The organism is Cyanobium sp. NIVA-CYA 375 (genome assembly GCF_056108345.1).
This window is the reverse complement of record NZ_JBSYHW010000065.1, coordinates 1-14,099: the sequence shown is the minus strand read 5'-3', so window position 1 is coordinate 14,099 and position 14,099 is coordinate 1. Positions and strand designations below refer to the sequence as shown.

Below are 14,099 nucleotides of genomic sequence, written 5' to 3'. Positions count from 1 at the left end.
CAAAGGTGCAGACAGATACATATGCCGAATCGAAGAATGCGTGATACTCAGGTTGAATGAGCGAATGAAGTGTCTTGGACTCGAGCAAGTGGCCCCGCAGCACTTCAAAGGACTTAAGGAACATCCACCCCTGTGGTGACATTAAGCCCAAGCGCCCGCTTGGCCTGCTGAATACGAGGTTGCGGTTGATAAATGCGGAAAAGACGTCCTTCTCGTAGCCTATGTAGTTGCGTTGAAGGAACTTCTTCAGGTTTGGAATGTGGTACTTACTCCCGATGTATGGCGGATTCGCTACCACCGCATCGTATTGAGCCGCCAGCAACTCAGCCTGCCGCACCAGCGGTTCTAAAGTCTTCAGCGCCTTCGCTACAAGCATGTCCTGCCCCTTCAGCTCACTCAACCGCCTAATCGTCGGTAACTTCTCTGCCAACCTTTCGGGCACCTGAATCAATGACCCAAAGGTGGTGGCGTGTTCAAACAGCTGTTTCAGCTCCACAAGGTCCGCCAGCTTCAGGCCATGGTCCGCAAGGTTGACGGCATTTGACAACGCCTCCACATCCAGCTGATCACTGTTCACCAGCGCCATCACATTGAGCTGGATCCCGCGCTCAAATAGCCGTCGATCATCGCCTCGGCCCTTCATCATCAGTGCAAAGCTGGTCAGCTGAGCCGCCCGCTCGTCGATATCGAGACCAAACAGATTCTTCTCTAGTATCAGCTGCGGAATCTCCCGTTGTGGATAGCCGCGCTCAAGATAGATCGCCTTGAACAGCTCATAGGCTTCCACCAAAATATGGCCTGAACCGCAGGCAGGATCGATCAGGGTGAGTTCTTCGGGATTGAGCGCAACGGGCGTGATTGCAGCCAGCTGGGCTTTCACCTCATCCGTCTGCTCAGCGGGCTCGATGTAATACTCCATCTGGCCCTTGAGTGCTGAAGCCGGATAGGTGGCCAGCCACTGGGCCCCCAGCGAGTTCTGCACCATGTATTTCACGATCCAGTTGGGCGTGAATAGCTGGGTGGCAGCCGGAATGTCCTCCGACTTCACAACCTTGCCAATCACCTGATCTTTCTTTTCGGAGATATAGAACTGATACAGCCAGCCGATGATTTCTACATCTTCGCAATCGCTCTCGCTGATTTGGCTGCGAAAGGCTCCTGCAATCGAACTGTCCGTTATTTGGTCGTCTGGAAGCAACAATTCCGTGGCGTCATCAAGCCCCTCAAACAGATAGGGCATCAACTGGTGATAGGAGCGGCACACCGCAAGCACCAGTTCTCGATACACCTCACCCTGTGGATCTGCTCCGGCAATAGCAGTTTGAACTTGGCCGTCCAGCAAGCCATGCAACCTGCCTTGATCGGTATGGCTTTGCAACGCCGCTGGCAGGCTGCCCGCTCGCATTAGCTTGAGCAGTTCCGGCTGGGTCTCGCCTTCAGCTGCCGGCATCAACACCTTGCATCCAAACGGGTGCCAGCCCATGGCATCCAGATAGCGCAGAGCGCACAGCCGGTTGAACCAGGTGTAAGCCACCCGATCCAGCAGCTGTTCACGGTTCTCGGCTTCCTGCTCACGCAGCTCTTCGATCTGCTTGGCGTAGGTGCCGAGCGTGTCTGGGGTCTGGCTGGTAAGCAGCAGATCCAGCTTGCGACCCACCGCCTCGATCAGCTGCCGCCGCATCGCCGGGGCGAAGGTTTTCAGGGCGGCGGTGTTGACGGGCATGGATCAGTTGAGGATCAGAGAAACGAGTGGGATGGAAGCGAACCTGGGCTCAGAGACTGATCCGGTGGCCCTGCTCAAGCTCTGCCTGAGCTGAGGCCCGTAGGGCATCGAGCCACTGCTGCAGCTCCTGGCTGTTGGTGATCTGGCTCAGTGGGCAGTTCACCTTCAAAGCAGAAGCCGGAACCACCTTGATCAGTTCAGGCGTTGGTCTGTCCGGCGGTGCCACCAAGGCCGCCATCCGCTGCAGCTGTTTGGGCACCTCATCGTTCCGGTAGCGGCTCACCCGCAGCAAGGCCCGTCCTGGCTGGCTCGCGGCTTCCACATCGGTTTTGGCCGCTGCGGTGGCCGCCAGCACCTGCTCCTGTTGGCTGGTGTCGAGGTTCTGGAAATCTTCCGTTGCCTTCAGCCGGCCTTCCTGCTCGCTGATCTCCTCCAGGGCCTTGGCCTTGGCCGCCGCCAGTCGCTCGCCCAGCTGCTTCTGCAGTTCGACTGTTGCGCTTTTGGCCTGGTGGATCAGGCCGCCGGCATAGGGCTTATCGCTCTCCAGCAGCATTCGCAGCGGCCTCACCTGTTCGCCCGGCAGATCGGCGAACTCATCGCCGTAGCGCAGTTCAAACGCCCGCACTTCGTCGTAGACGGTCTTCTGGTTGCCGTTGAGGAACTGCTTCAGGGGGGTGATCAGGTCTTCCTCCGCATCCAGCCAGCTGGCCTTGAAGCTGTCCAGCTGGTTAAGCAGGTAGCCGTCGTCTTTCTTGGCCATTGCTTCTGCCTGCTCGGCCCAGGGCTTAACGGCAGCCAGGAATGGGTAGTTGGCGGACTGCGCTGCGATCTCCCGCAGGTCCTGGGCTTCTTCTGCCATCGCCATGCGGAATGCTTCGCAGGTGCTGCGGGCATCGGTGCCCAGGCTCTGCGTGTTGAACAGCTCCTGGTGGAAGCGTTTGAGCGCATTCACCGTGCTGGTGTCGTACACCTCCTGCTTGCGCACGCTCACGCCGCCCAGCTTGCGGCTGTTGGTGAGCGCCTCGATCACCTCCACGCTGCTGAGTAGCTCCTTCTCCCGCAGCTCCAGCTTTCCGAGCCGGTAAAGCCGCGCAATAAAGGTGAGGGTGGCCCAGTTGCTCCAGCCATAGGGGCGCCCCTCAAACTTGCGCACCAGCGCTTCTGCGCTCAGCCGCTCGGCTTGATTTTTGCTCCTTTCCACTTCCACCAGCACTTCCTGCTCGGCCTCTGACAGCTGCACCGCTAGACCATCAAGCAGGTCGTCCTGGTCGCGCACCACCGCCGCCACGGTGGTCTCGTTGAAGGCCCCGTGCACCATCTTCAGCTTGGGGAAGGCCGAGCGGATCAGCTCCTGGTAGGCCTTGCTGAAACGGGTCTTGGGGTCACCTTCTCCCACCGAGAGAGTCTGGCCATTCACCACCAGCACGGCCATCCGCAGTTGCTCTTCCGCTAGCCGGGTGATCTCCTGGCGGCGGCTGCCGTTCTGCTTGGCCCGGATCGCCAAGATGGCGTTGAGGGTTTCGTCTTCGCTGCCGCTGTTCTGGCGGATGTAAAGGTCGGTTTTGAGTTGGCTGCGGATCTGATCGAGCAGCCGCTCCTTGCCCGGCAGCACCGCCATCAGTTCGGTGCCACCCATGTTGCGGCTACGGAGGATCGCCTCGCTGCCGTAGTTGGGGTGCTCTGGTGTCACCAGGTTCACCACCACATCGCCCTCTTTGCCCTTGATCAAGCCGTCGTCGATCTTCTGGGCAAAGGAGTAGTCGTTGCCGTTATCGGCAAAACGGATCTTGTTGCTTTGCAGCACGTCGTCAAACACGATCCGGTGCAGCGCCTTGATCACCTCTGAATCCGATACCTCGGTGCGCTTGATCTCCTGCTCGACATCCTTTTCCTTATCGGTGAGGAACTCGTAGATCTCGCCGCTGCGCTGCAGGTAGCTCTGGCTCTCCAGGTTGATCAGGGCATCTTTAACCGCCTGCTCATGGGCCCGGATATCGAAGCTGGGCTCGCTGATTAACAAGATGGCGATGTTGCGGGCCGTGCTCTTGAACTGCGGCACCCACTTCAAAAGGAACAGCGCCTTGAGGATGCGCAGCTCCAGCTCGCCCACCTGGTTTTGGGCCGTCACCATCGTCTGCTTTTTATCGCCTCGGATCACCTCATTGATGCCGTCATAAAGCTGGTCAAAGCTGGCCAGCCGCCCCACGGGCAGCTCCTTGATGGCCATCGCCACCTGCTGGAACACCGAGAGCATTGAGCGCTCACCAACCGCCATGTTGCGGCCCTCAAAAATGCTGTGGGTCGCCAGGCTCTGGATCGCCTGCTGGAACAGGCTCAGCTGATAGGGGTGGAAGGGGTAAAGACCGCAGAAGCTCTGACAGTCGCCCCAGCCCTTGAGCTGTATCGAGCCATCACTGAAGCGAAACAAGGTGGTGAAGTTCTCCCTCTCCTGCTCGTAGATGTTGATCAGCTGCTCCGGCTCATCCGGGGTCTTGGCCAGTAGGCGCCGCTGAATCACCTCCTGCACATCGGCGCTGGCCAAGGTGAGCTTGGTCTTGAAGCGGCCCTGGATCTTGCTCAGGTCGTCGGCCTGCTCAAATTTCACCTGGCCGAGGATTCCCTCCAGGTCGGCCTGGGAGGTGATGAACACGGTGGCCCGCCCATCAGTGGCGCTCGCCAGGCTCTCCACCACGGTCTGCAGGTTGAGCAGCCGGCTGCGCTCCTGGCCGATGAACTGGCCGGCCTCATCGACAAAGAAGTTGAGCCGGAAGCCCGGCGGCTGGCTAGCTAGATACTCCTTGACCCGGCTAGCGAAGCCCTCGATTGAAAGGCGGTAACTGTCCTTGGCGTCATTAATCACCTTGATGGCGTCGTCTTCGCTGCCGCCGAACTGCTCGGCGTAGGCCTTCGCGAAGCTGCGCTTGGTCACCGTGGCTAGCGCATCACGGTCGTTATCCCAGCTGCGGCCGTTTACCCGCTCGTAGGTCTGCTTAAAGGCTTCGAACTGACCGCGCTTGTTGAGGTCGTGCTCGAACTGGGCCACATAGCCCTGGTTGCCGTAGTAGCCCTGCAGCTCGTTGAGCACCTTCATGAACACCTCGAGGATCGGTGCCTCGTGGGTGCCGCCGATGCCATCGAACTTCTGATCGATGTTGAACAGCAGGCTGCGTGCCGGGATCGCAGTTGCCTTCTTGAGATCGGCGCGGAGGATTTCGTCCTCCACCTTTGGCAGCAGGATCTCAACCGGCCGTTTGCTCTGCTCGCCAGGCTGTTCGGAGGAGACGCGTTTATCGCCATCGAGCATCAGCGAGAGCATCTTCAGCAGGTGCGACTTACCCGAACCAAAGAACCCCGAGATCCACACACCATTGGCAGTGGGGTTGTGCAGGTAGGCATCGATGAAGGCGCCCAGGCCCTTGCTCACCTCCCGAGTGATCACGTACTCGTCGAGCTCGACCTGCAGATGCCGCTCGTCATCGGCCTTGATCACCCCATCGATTGGGCGATCAACCGGCTTGAAGAAGAGCTCTTTGATGGTGGTGGCAGTCATGAGCTCTTGGTGTCGAAGTAGTCGAGGTTGGTGGCGCGGTAATGAGGGTTTTCGATCTTGCTGGCGGTCGTGGTGCCAAACAGGCGCAGGTAGGAGCCGCCGTCGGCGTCCTGGGAGTACTCGCCGGGGAAGAAGATCACCACCGGGTGGCGCACCATCGCCGGTTGCAGCGCTTCGAGAATCGTGTGGGTACGCAGGAAGGGGTAGACCCGGCCTGAACCAGTGATCAGGCTGATCTGGGTGTCATCGCCCAGAGCCTCCATCAGCTTTGGCACCAGCGCTGCGGTGGGTTCGGCCACGTTCTGCAGGGTGTCAAATAGGTCGCTCTTGCTCCAGCCGGCCTCCTCCTGCAGCACCACATCGAGGTAGCCCTTGGCCTCCAGCAGCTGCAGCACCAGCTCAAAGAGGTCCACCTGCTTCACCCGCAGGCCCTGCTTGCGCAGGAACTGTTCAGCCCCCTTAACCACCAACCGCAGCTGGTCTTCATCGGCGGGGCTGTAGGTCTGAATGAAGATCGGCACCTCCTTGGCCACCCCCCGCATCTCCAGGAACTCAGGGCGGGTGAGCACCTCCTGCAGGCGCTTGTCGAGGCCTGTAACGCTGCTCATGCTTTCGCCCTCTGGGCTGGCGCAGCCTTTTTGGCTGCAGGCTTGGCAGCTGCCTTGGGTTTGGCCGCTGGTTTTGAAGCAGCCTTCGCCTTCGGCTTAGCGGGGGCGTGCACTGCAGGTTTCGCCACTGGCTTGGATGCCGTCTCTGGCGAGGTCGCTGGCTTCCGGCTTTTGGCGGGCATGGCCGGAGCATGCAGCAAGAATCCAGCCAGCAGCGCCGGGTCGTCGCTGGCCACCACGTCTTGCACCTGCGGCGAGATAAGCGGCCGCTGCACCGTGCCAAGCGTTCCCCCTTTACCCGCCTTGCCGCTCAGGAGCCCGGCATCCCTGAGCATCTGCAGGAGCGCTGATCGCACCTTCTGCTGAGAGGAAGGTGCCAGGGCCGTCAGTTCTGGGTGATCCCGCTCGCAGTCCTCGTAAAAGGCCGCCATGTCTGAACGGCGCAGTACCGGATCCAGGCTGCTGAGCTTGCCCAGCAACACCTCGCGCGTCAGATCGGCTGCGATCTCAATGCGCTTGAGCACCGCCAGCCAGGCCATCGCATTGCGTTCATCGCTCGTTCCTCGTGCCAGCAGCTGAAGCTGTGAAGTGGTCAAGCACTGCAGCCGCTGGCGCAGCTCCAATTCCAGGCGTTTGCCGCTGCTGGCCGATCGGGCCTGCAGGGCGTTGCGTTCCAGCACTGCGGCCTTGGTGCGGGCCCAGTCGCCCTGCTCCTCCTGGTGGATGCCGGCAATCACAGCCGCGAGCTCAGGCCTCAGGCCTGCAGAGGTGAAGCTCAGGCAGTAGCGATGCGCCTTGGGGGCTGAGCGGGCCAAGGCGATCAGCTGGCAGGTCCTGGCTGATCTTGGCACTGGAATGGCTGTGGTGGAAGCCAAAAAAGCGTTTCGCTGTGGTGTTTCTCTGCCATGAACGCTATGGCCAGCAATCTTGATGTCAGCTATTCCCCTTGCAAAACAGAATCTCCATGCAGATATTGCATAGGTTGAAAGATTGCTGCCGATTCGCAATGGTTTGCCCATGGCAGGGCCATCAGCAGAGCGCATTGAAATCACTCCGCCGGGCAGTTCAGGTCAAGCACCGTCCAGGTCGTGCTGCTCACAGGGCCACAAGCAAAGCCGCAGCTGGTGACCTCAAAGGCCACCCAGTTCGGTTTGTCCACGCTCTTTAGGAAGGTCGCCACGTCGACCCCGTCCTCGAGCGCGTCCTGAATGGCGACATGGGCAGCCCACTGGGGCTGCAATTCGTCGCAAAGCAGTTCGGGCTCATCCGGCACCTCATGGCACCAGAAGCCACGCACCGTTGAGGCATTGGGCTCGCCCGTCTCCTTAAAGACCAGCTGGCCGGTAGCCGGGCAGAAGAAGTTCCAGTCGTCCCGCTCCAGTTGGATCAGTTGCATGGCCGTGATTCGCAGCGAACTCACTGTTGCCCGCCCAATCTCCTTTGCAGCTATTTCTCGTGCGAAAAAGGAGGCTGGGATTGCCGCTTCCCGTTAATGGCCATGCCGGCATCAGCTTCCTTGCAGCAGTGTCAACTGGGCATTCGATGCAGGCCGTGCTGGCAGATCCCTAGGGCTGGGACCTTTCAGCCGTAGCGGGAGCAGTAGGGCGAGTCGCCACCAGGCCGTCAAACACCCACCTGAATCCCTCGTCCATTCCTCGCGCTGCGCCAAGGATCAGGCCATGCGCCCCGTTGGGGCGTCCTTGTCACATCCCTGCGGCTGGCCGTTGGGGGTGGGGTTCTCTGCCGTCCCCAGATGGCTGCCCCGCTTTCCCGCTCTGCTCTCCGTGCCCGCAATGCCCTGGTGCTCCAGCACCTCTCCCTGGCTGATGCCGTTGCCTCAGCTGTAGCCCGCCGCTTCTTCCCTTTGGTTGAGCGGGAGGATCTGATCCAAGTAGCTAGAGAAGCACTGCTTCGTTCAGTGCTGCGCTGCAAAGCAGGTGAGCCAGCTGAGCCCTATCTGCGCCGCTGCATCTCAGGTGCCCTGCAGCATCACCTGCGCGATGGGGTGCGGCTGGTGCGCGTTCCACGCCGGCTGCATGAGCAGGGTCAGTGCCCTTTGGGTCACATCAGCCTTGATGGCCACGCCGCTGGCGAGCCGTGCCTGCTCGATCAGCTGGCGGCCCCAGAGCAAGAAGCAGCCGGGCCCGCTGATGATCTGGCGCTGGAGCAGCTAGTAGATCAGCTGCCTGCAGCTCAAGCCACGGCCCTGCGGCTCACCATCCTTGAGGGCCTCTCGCTGCGGCAGGCAGCAGAGCAGCTGCAAATCAGCGCCATGTCGGTGTCGCACCGTGAGGTGCGCCTAGCGGCGCAGCGGGCCCAGAAGAAGGCTCTTGAGACTCTGCGGCTGCAGCTGGTGGGAGCGGGGTGAGGCCCTCCTCCCTAGTCACTGCAGGAACACCAACTCCGAAGGTTGCTGATACGGATCAGAACGGTTCGGTCGTCTGCTGGTTATCTGCGACCCAGCGCGAGAAGGCCTCGCGATCAAGCTCGCCGCTGGCCACTGCCAAAACAACGGCCTCGGCAGCATCGATTGTGGCGGTCAACTCGACGCCGTTCAGCACGAGGGTTGTTTCCATGGCGGCATGGCCGATCCGCTTGTTGCCATCCACGAAGGGATGGTTCTGGATCAGGGAGAACCCCAGCGCTCCGGCTTTGGCATTCAGTCCTGGGTAGAGATCAACACCGCCAAAACTCTGGTGGGGCTGGGCGAGGGAGGACTCCAGCAGGCCCAGGTCCCGCAGACCGGGCATGCCTCCGCTTTGCTCGATCAAGCGACGATGCAGCTCCAGCACCTCCGCCAGGCTCAGCCAGCGCATCAGGCCAGCCGGCGATAGAGCTCCTGGTTTTTGTTGAGCACCCGATCCGCAGCGGTCTGGAAATCAACCGATTGCCGAGCAACCAGATCCCGCACTGCAGCAGAAGCGAGATCGGCCTCACTGACGTGGAGCCGGCGTGCTGTTTCGCTCAAGGCCTGGGCCTGTTGGTCACTGAGCTCGATCGCGATTCCCACCGGCGCTCTCCAACTGAAGGACTGATGGCATCCAGGTTGGCACCTCCGTTGGCGGATGGCTTGCAGCAGATTGATCGGTTACGAGGGGAGGGCTTGCTCCGGTCCTCTCCAGTTTGAGGCCCTCCTGACGTCGGACCTCCGCTGGGATCGGTCCCGTCGCTGCGCCAGCAGCTGAGCAGGGTGGAGTGAGGCCCTATCCATCTATTGCTGCCAGGGCAGTTCAGCGCAGCAGGCCTGGTAGGCGGCGGATCGGCCGCACCTGCGGCTTGAGCGGCGGTGGGATCTGCAGTTGCTGGTCGTCCCAGTGGGCAGCAAGGGCCGCCAGCAGGCTGTTGCGATCGCCGTGGATGCGGAGCATGGCGTTAGCTGAAAGTGCTGCCCGCCAGCCTGATCGGACCGGACCGCTCCGCCAGCGCAGAAGGCGACAGGGCCGCGCAACCAATGGCACAACCACGGCCATCAAAAGCACCAGTTCATGCTCCGGGAATGCATTTCAGTCCGCGCTGCTGCCAGGCAGCTCGAGATCAGCGCCATGCCGGTGTCGCACCGTGAGGTGCGCCTAGCGGCTTTCAGGCGACATCGAAAACTGAGCCAGAGGCGACACGAAAACTGAGCCACCTGGCAGACGATCCATCGAGCAATCCACCTGGGGTTGCCCTTGTTCCGCTTGCTCTGGATAGGGCTGCGGCTTGGCAGCCAATCGCCAATGGCTTTCTACGGTGCAGTGATGGCCCCAGACCTCAAGCACCCTGCCACCGGCGATTTGATTGTGTTGGTAGAGGCTGAACCGCCCACCTCACCTCGCCAGGAGTAGAACAGCTGTACTGCTGCCTTTGCTGGTTTGATCTTGGCCGACCTGCCTGTTGGCGAGCCTGTGCCCTTCTGCTTGGGTTCCTTGGGTGATGGGTTGGATCTCCATGCCGCCCTGATTCCCAACCCGGTCTGCACCTTTTACATGCGGGCCAGCGGCAATGGCATGCGCCAGCACGGGATCAACGACGGCGACCTGGTGGTGATTGACCGCAGCGTTGAACCCTGCTCCGGCCATGTCGTCGTCGTTGCCCACCAGGGCAGCTTTCTAATGCGGCCGCTTTTGCGGCAGGGGGAGCAGTGGTTGCTTGAACCCGTGCGGCCAGGCGAAGTAGCAATTCCTTTGGACCTGGAGGCCTTTGATCGCTCAGGGCTATTTGGCGTGGTGATGCATGCGGTGCATCACCTCAACAAGAAGCGCTTGCGCAAGATCTGATCGGGGGACGGCATGCGGGAAATATCAGGACCTTGAGCTGCTCCTCCCTCTAGGTGCAATGGAGGTCTATTCGCCTGAGCCGGTTGCCCAACCGCCGTGACGAGGCGATCAGGTTCTGGCGTGAGATGCAGTGGTCGATCGCGCGTTGCACAGCCGATCCTGCAGAGCGGTTTGGACATCACAGGTTCTGCCAACGCATCAGATGGCCTCTGGATCTCTCAGCCTGGCAATCAGGCAGATAGTGGTTGTACCTGGTTGTGATGAATCAGCAGGGCAGCATCAAGACCCCAATAACGCCGTGCATTCCAACCGTTCTTGGCTTGCATCGCGTCGCTGCAGACGCAGCGTGATCATGCTGGCCAAATGTTCGGCGTCATCGGCCACGCCGCAGAAGCGGCCCGAGCCCCAGGTGTGCAGCCAGGGCAAGCCAAGGAAATAGAGACCCGGGCTCTGGGTCATGCCGCGGTCATGGGCCGGATGACCAGAGCCGTCAAACACAGGCACGTCGATCCAGTGAAAATCACTGCTGTAGCCGGTGCACCAGATCACAGCCGCCAGCGGTTTGGACCGCAGGTCGAGACCCGGATCCTCGCCCGGTCCGGGCTGCCAGCAAGGCGAATAGGCAGCTTCTTCCGGGGCCTCAATGCCCTCCTTAGCGATCCAGTTGTCGATGCTGGTTCGGATTCGGCAGTACACCGCATCGGCCTGGTCGAGGTTGGTCGCCAGGTCATCGCCAAACCGGATCTGATCAGCCGTGATCGAGCGGAGTCTTCCATGCAGATGCATCCCCTCCAGGGCGCGAGCCCGTAGGTCAATCTCCCGGCCCCCATCACGTCCTGTGAGGTAGTGGTTGGTTTTAGTGCGCACGGCTCGCGGATCCGGATGCTGACCGATCGGCATGGAGTAATAGCCCATGCGATCCAGCCAATCCACCGTGTCCTTGCCGCGATAGCGCCGGGGTGAGCGTGGCGCGGACCCTACGCTCAGATGAACTTCACGGCCTTCGAGGAACAGATCTTCCGCAATCTGGGCGCCTGATTGGCCGCTACCTACGACCAGAACCGGACCTTCTGGCAGTGATGCGGAACATCGGTACTCACGGGCATCGAGCTGCAGCGTTGATGAAGGCAGACGCGGTGATTCCAGATGCCGGCGAGGGGCGTGATAGCCCCCCGTGGCCACCACAACATGATCGGCAAGAATCTCCCCCTCAGATGTGAATAAGCGGTAGCCAGTGCCGTTGTGCACGAGCCGTTCGACGCTCACACCCTCACGCACATCAGCAGCGACAAACGCAGCAAAGCGCTGCAGGTAGGCAACGATCTCGGACTTCACCATGAACCCTTCCGGGTCTGGGCCGTCATAAGGAAAATCCGGCAGACGGCACTGCCAGTTGGGGGTTACCAAGCAGAAAGAATCCCAGCGCTGCTGATCCCAGGCGTAACCAACCCTGTTCTTTTCGAGCACTACTGGTGTGACGCCTCGCTTCTGCAGAGCATGCGCAACAGAAAGTCCTGCCTGGCCACCACCTACAACCACAACACTGAGATGCCGAGCCTGAGAGTATCGGTTCAAAGCGGCAGCAACTTTAATTTTTTATCTTAAATGCATTCACTGTTGATGTCTGTATCGATGCGCACGAAACCGCTTAATGCAACATGAGTCTCAGCGAATAAGCACGTTTGGTGGCATCGGCGACATTTGAGCCCCACCTCAAAAGGCAATGCTCAATATGCACCTGTCCTCACATTCACTCATGCCTGCTGTCAGCCGTCCTGCAAACGAGCCGGGCGATTTTCTGGTTGATTACGAGGAGAAGGTCTTTCCCGACGTCAAAGCCGAACCGGGCGAAAAAGCACTGATCACTTTTCACACGGTGGCCTTCGAGGGCTCGATCGGCCTTGTGAACCTGCTCCAGGCAAGTCGCCTGATTAACAAGGGATTTGAAACATCGATTCTCCTTTACGGCCCTGGTGTCACGCTAGGCGTTCAGCGCGGTTTCCCGAAGCTTGGTGATGCAGCCTTCGATGGCCATCTCAACTTCAATGCACGTCTGCAGAAGTTCATGGATCAGGGCGGCAAGGTGTATGCCTGCCGGTTTGCATTGCAGGCTCTTTACGGCCATGGCGAAGGCGCTCTGATGCCTGGAATCCGGCCCGTCAATCCACTCGATGTTCTCGACATCGTGTTGATGCACCGCAAGGAGAATGCCTTCATTCTCGACACCTGGACCCTCTGATTCACTGCGCCTTCTGCCGAAATGGTCAACACGATCAAGGTTGCTGCAGCTCAGATCCGCCCGGTTTTATTCAGCCTTAAAGGCTCAGTTCAGCGGGTGCTGTCGGCCATGGAAGAGGCGGCAGGCGAAGGGGTGGAGCTGATCGTTTTCCCCGAGACGTTCCTCCCCTATTACCCGTACTTCTCGTTCGTCGAGCCTGCCGTGCTGATGGGACGCTCCCATTTGGCGCTTTACGAGCAGGCTGTCACTGTCCCTGGTCCAGCAACGGATGCCATTGCTGCTGCAGCACGTCAATACCGCATGCACGTCTTGCTGGGAATCAACGAACGCGATGGCGGCAGTCTCTACAACACCCAGCTCTTAATCGATGCCAACGGCGAAATCGTGCTCAAACGCCGCAAGATCACACCCACCTACCACGAGCGCATGGTGTGGGGGCAAGGGGATGGAGCTGGTCTGAAGGTGGTTTCCACCAGCCTCGGCAAGGTGGGTGCTCTCGCTTGCTGGGAGCACTACAACCCCCTGGCTCGCTTCTCCTTGATGACCCAAGGCGAGGAGATCCATTGCGCTCAGTTCCCGGGCTCCCTGGTGGGCCAGATCTTCAGCGAACAGACGGCCGTCACCATGCGGCATCACGCGCTGGAGGCCGGCTGCTTTGTGATCTGCTCCACAGCCTGGCTCGACCCCGACGACTACAGCACCATTACGGCCGACACCTCTCTGCACAAGGCGTTTCAGGGTGGCTGCCACACCGCTGTGATCAGCCCCGAGGGGCGCTATCTGGCTGGTCCACTGCCAGATGGCGAAGGGCTCGCCATCGCCGAGCTGGATCGTTCCTTGATCACCAAACGCAAGCGAATGATGGACAGCGTGGGGCATTACAGCCGCCCTGATCTGCTGAGCCTTCGCATCAATCACACACCCGCTGCACAGGCTTCTGCCATGGGAATGGCTGCGGAGCCGCTCGATGCCACGGAGTTGATGACCTTCAACCAGGAGATGAGTGATGTCTGAACTGGGTCGCTTGATCACGGAACTGCAGGTGCATGGCGTTGCCGACCCTGCACTCCCTGGTAACAAAGGTCGGCGTGGAGGCGCTGGTCCTTCCGATCACCGGGCTATCACTATCGATGGCGCCACCGTGATGGTGCCCATTTACAACGCGGCATCAAAGGCCTCCCCCTACAGCCTGGAGGCCGATCCACAGGGCGGCATCGCACTCACCAGCCGTGCCAGTGAGGTGCTGAGTTCCGTAGCCGTCACTAGCGAACCCGCCTTCTACAGCCTCTCCACGGCCGACGGCACCCCCTATCGATCCATCGCGCTCCTACACGGGCGAGATGTATTGGCCACCACCCTGCTTCAGACCTGCATTCGCTTCCGCGATCGAACCGACTCCTGCCAGTTCTGCGCCATCGAGCAATCCCTTGAAGATTCCCGCACGATTGTCCGCAAGACACCAGAGCAGATCGCGGAGGTCGCAGAAGCCGCCGTTCGGTTGGATGGCATCAAGCAGCTTGTGATGACAACCGGCACCCCGAACAGCGATGACCGGGGTGCGCTACTGATGGCGGAAACCGCCATGGCTGTGAAAAAGCTGGTGGATATTCCCATCCAGGCGCAGTGCGAACCACCTGAAGATCCGATCCCCCAGTTTCAGGAAAGTTGTCACCCCTCTGATCAGTACATCCGGGGGCTTGAGGACATGACTAATGCGTCGATA

Annotated in this window: 14 protein-coding genes; 5 read left to right on the top strand and 9 right to left on the bottom strand. The window is 60.3% G+C overall.

Going from position 1 to position 14,099, the window contains the following annotated elements:
* From pglX to AC01FP_RS13470, 5 genes are all read right to left on the bottom strand, one after another.
* Positions 1 to 1,723, bottom strand: a 1,723-nt coding sequence (pglX, locus tag AC01FP_RS13490; RefSeq protein WP_474480927.1) for a BREX-1 system adenine-specific DNA-methyltransferase PglX, incomplete at its 3' end; no start/stop codon positions are given.
* Between the two features lie 49 nt (positions 1,724 to 1,772).
* On the bottom strand, positions 1,773 to 5,273 hold the full coding sequence (gene brxC / locus AC01FP_RS13485) for a BREX system P-loop protein BrxC (protein ID WP_474480926.1): 3,501 nt from the start codon (positions 5,271 to 5,273) through the stop codon (positions 1,773 to 1,775).
* Positions 5,270 to 5,881 (bottom strand): DUF1788 domain-containing protein, encoded by a 612-nt coding sequence (locus AC01FP_RS13480; protein ID WP_474480924.1) that lies wholly within the window; start codon positions 5,879 to 5,881, stop codon positions 5,270 to 5,272. The genes brxC and AC01FP_RS13480 overlap by 4 nt, the downstream gene beginning before the upstream one ends.
* Positions 5,878 to 6,696 (bottom strand): BrxA family protein, encoded by an 819-nt coding sequence (locus AC01FP_RS13475; protein WP_474480922.1) that lies wholly within the window; start codon positions 6,694 to 6,696, stop codon positions 5,878 to 5,880. Before AC01FP_RS13475 ends, AC01FP_RS13480 begins: the two co-directional genes overlap by 4 nt.
* A gap of 233 nt (positions 6,697 to 6,929) precedes the next feature.
* On the bottom strand, positions 6,930 to 7,277 hold the full coding sequence (locus AC01FP_RS13470; RefSeq protein WP_474480920.1) for a hypothetical protein: 348 nt from the start codon (positions 7,275 to 7,277) through the stop codon (positions 6,930 to 6,932).
* A 357-nt stretch (positions 7,278 to 7,634) separates the two neighbouring features.
* Between AC01FP_RS13470 and AC01FP_RS13465 the strand changes: the two genes are divergently transcribed.
* Complete coding sequence (locus AC01FP_RS13465; protein WP_474480918.1) at positions 7,635 to 8,249, top strand: sigma-70 family RNA polymerase sigma factor; 615 nt, start codon at positions 7,635 to 7,637, stop codon at positions 8,247 to 8,249.
* Positions 8,250 to 8,304: 55 nt separating this feature from the next.
* On the opposite strand, the gene AC01FP_RS13460 is transcribed toward AC01FP_RS13465, so the two are convergent.
* The 3 genes from AC01FP_RS13460 to AC01FP_RS13450 form a co-directional block, all read right to left on the bottom strand.
* On the bottom strand, positions 8,305 to 8,697 hold the full coding sequence (locus AC01FP_RS13460; protein WP_474480916.1) for a type II toxin-antitoxin system death-on-curing family toxin: 393 nt from the start codon (positions 8,695 to 8,697) through the stop codon (positions 8,305 to 8,307).
* Positions 8,697 to 8,891 (bottom strand): DNA-binding protein, encoded by a 195-nt coding sequence (locus AC01FP_RS13455; protein ID WP_254943080.1) that lies wholly within the window; start codon positions 8,889 to 8,891, stop codon positions 8,697 to 8,699. The genes AC01FP_RS13460 and AC01FP_RS13455 overlap by 1 nt, the downstream gene beginning before the upstream one ends.
* Before the next feature lie 220 nt (positions 8,892 to 9,111).
* On the bottom strand, positions 9,112 to 9,249 hold the full coding sequence (locus AC01FP_RS13450) for a hypothetical protein (protein ID WP_474480914.1): 138 nt from the start codon (positions 9,247 to 9,249) through the stop codon (positions 9,112 to 9,114).
* 483 nt (positions 9,250 to 9,732) lie between these two features.
* On the opposite strand from AC01FP_RS13450, the gene AC01FP_RS13445 reads away from it, so the two are divergent.
* Entirely contained in the window at positions 9,733 to 10,137 is a 405-nt protein-coding gene (locus AC01FP_RS13445; protein ID WP_474480912.1) for a LexA family protein, read from the top strand.
* A 279-nt stretch (positions 10,138 to 10,416) separates the two neighbouring features.
* Here AC01FP_RS13445 and AC01FP_RS13440 read toward each other — a convergent pair whose 3' ends face one another.
* Positions 10,417 to 11,712 (bottom strand): MSMEG_0569 family flavin-dependent oxidoreductase, encoded by a 1,296-nt coding sequence (locus tag AC01FP_RS13440; protein WP_474480910.1) that lies wholly within the window; start codon positions 11,710 to 11,712, stop codon positions 10,417 to 10,419.
* Between the two features lie 181 nt (positions 11,713 to 11,893).
* On the opposite strand from AC01FP_RS13440, the gene AC01FP_RS13435 reads away from it, so the two are divergent.
* The 3 genes from AC01FP_RS13435 to AC01FP_RS13425 form a co-directional block, all read left to right on the top strand.
* Positions 11,894 to 12,376, top strand: a complete 483-nt coding sequence (locus AC01FP_RS13435) for an MSMEG_0572/Sll0783 family nitrogen starvation response protein (protein ID WP_254929160.1) — start codon at positions 11,894 to 11,896, stop codon at positions 12,374 to 12,376.
* A 21-nt stretch (positions 12,377 to 12,397) separates the two neighbouring features.
* Positions 12,398 to 13,390 carry a Nit6803 family nitrilase gene (locus AC01FP_RS13430; protein ID WP_474480908.1) on the top strand — a complete coding sequence of 331 codons (993 nt, stop codon included), beginning with the start codon at positions 12,398 to 12,400 and terminating at the stop codon, positions 13,388 to 13,390.
* Positions 13,383 to 14,099, top strand: a 717-nt coding sequence (locus AC01FP_RS13425) for an MSMEG_0568 family radical SAM protein (protein ID WP_474480906.1), incomplete at its 3' end; no start/stop codon positions are given. The genes AC01FP_RS13430 and AC01FP_RS13425, both read left to right, overlap by 8 nt.

What these genes read in the sequence shown, in the direction of transcription:
- brxC (WP_474480926.1), bottom strand. Translation starts at nt 5,273, where the DNA reads ATGACTGCCACCACCATCAAAGAGCTCTTCTTCAAGCCGGTTGATCGC.
- AC01FP_RS13480 (WP_474480924.1), bottom strand. Translation starts at nt 5,881, where the DNA reads ATGAGCAGCGTTACAGGCCTCGACAAGCGCCTGCAGGAGGTGCTCACC.
- AC01FP_RS13470 (WP_474480920.1), bottom strand. Translation starts at nt 7,277, where the DNA reads ATGCAACTGATCCAACTGGAGCGGGACGACTGGAACTTCTTCTGCCCG.
- AC01FP_RS13465 (WP_474480918.1), top strand. Translation starts at nt 7,635, where the DNA reads ATGGCTGCCCCGCTTTCCCGCTCTGCTCTCCGTGCCCGCAATGCCCTG.
- AC01FP_RS13460 (WP_474480916.1), bottom strand. Translation starts at nt 8,697, where the DNA reads ATGCGCTGGCTGAGCCTGGCGGAGGTGCTGGAGCTGCATCGTCGCTTG.
- AC01FP_RS13450 (WP_474480914.1), bottom strand. Translation starts at nt 9,249, where the DNA reads ATGCTCCGCATCCACGGCGATCGCAACAGCCTGCTGGCGGCCCTTGCT.
- AC01FP_RS13435 (WP_254929160.1), top strand. Translation starts at nt 11,894, where the DNA reads ATGCCTGCTGTCAGCCGTCCTGCAAACGAGCCGGGCGATTTTCTGGTT.
- AC01FP_RS13430 (WP_474480908.1), top strand. Translation starts at nt 12,398, where the DNA reads ATGGTCAACACGATCAAGGTTGCTGCAGCTCAGATCCGCCCGGTTTTA.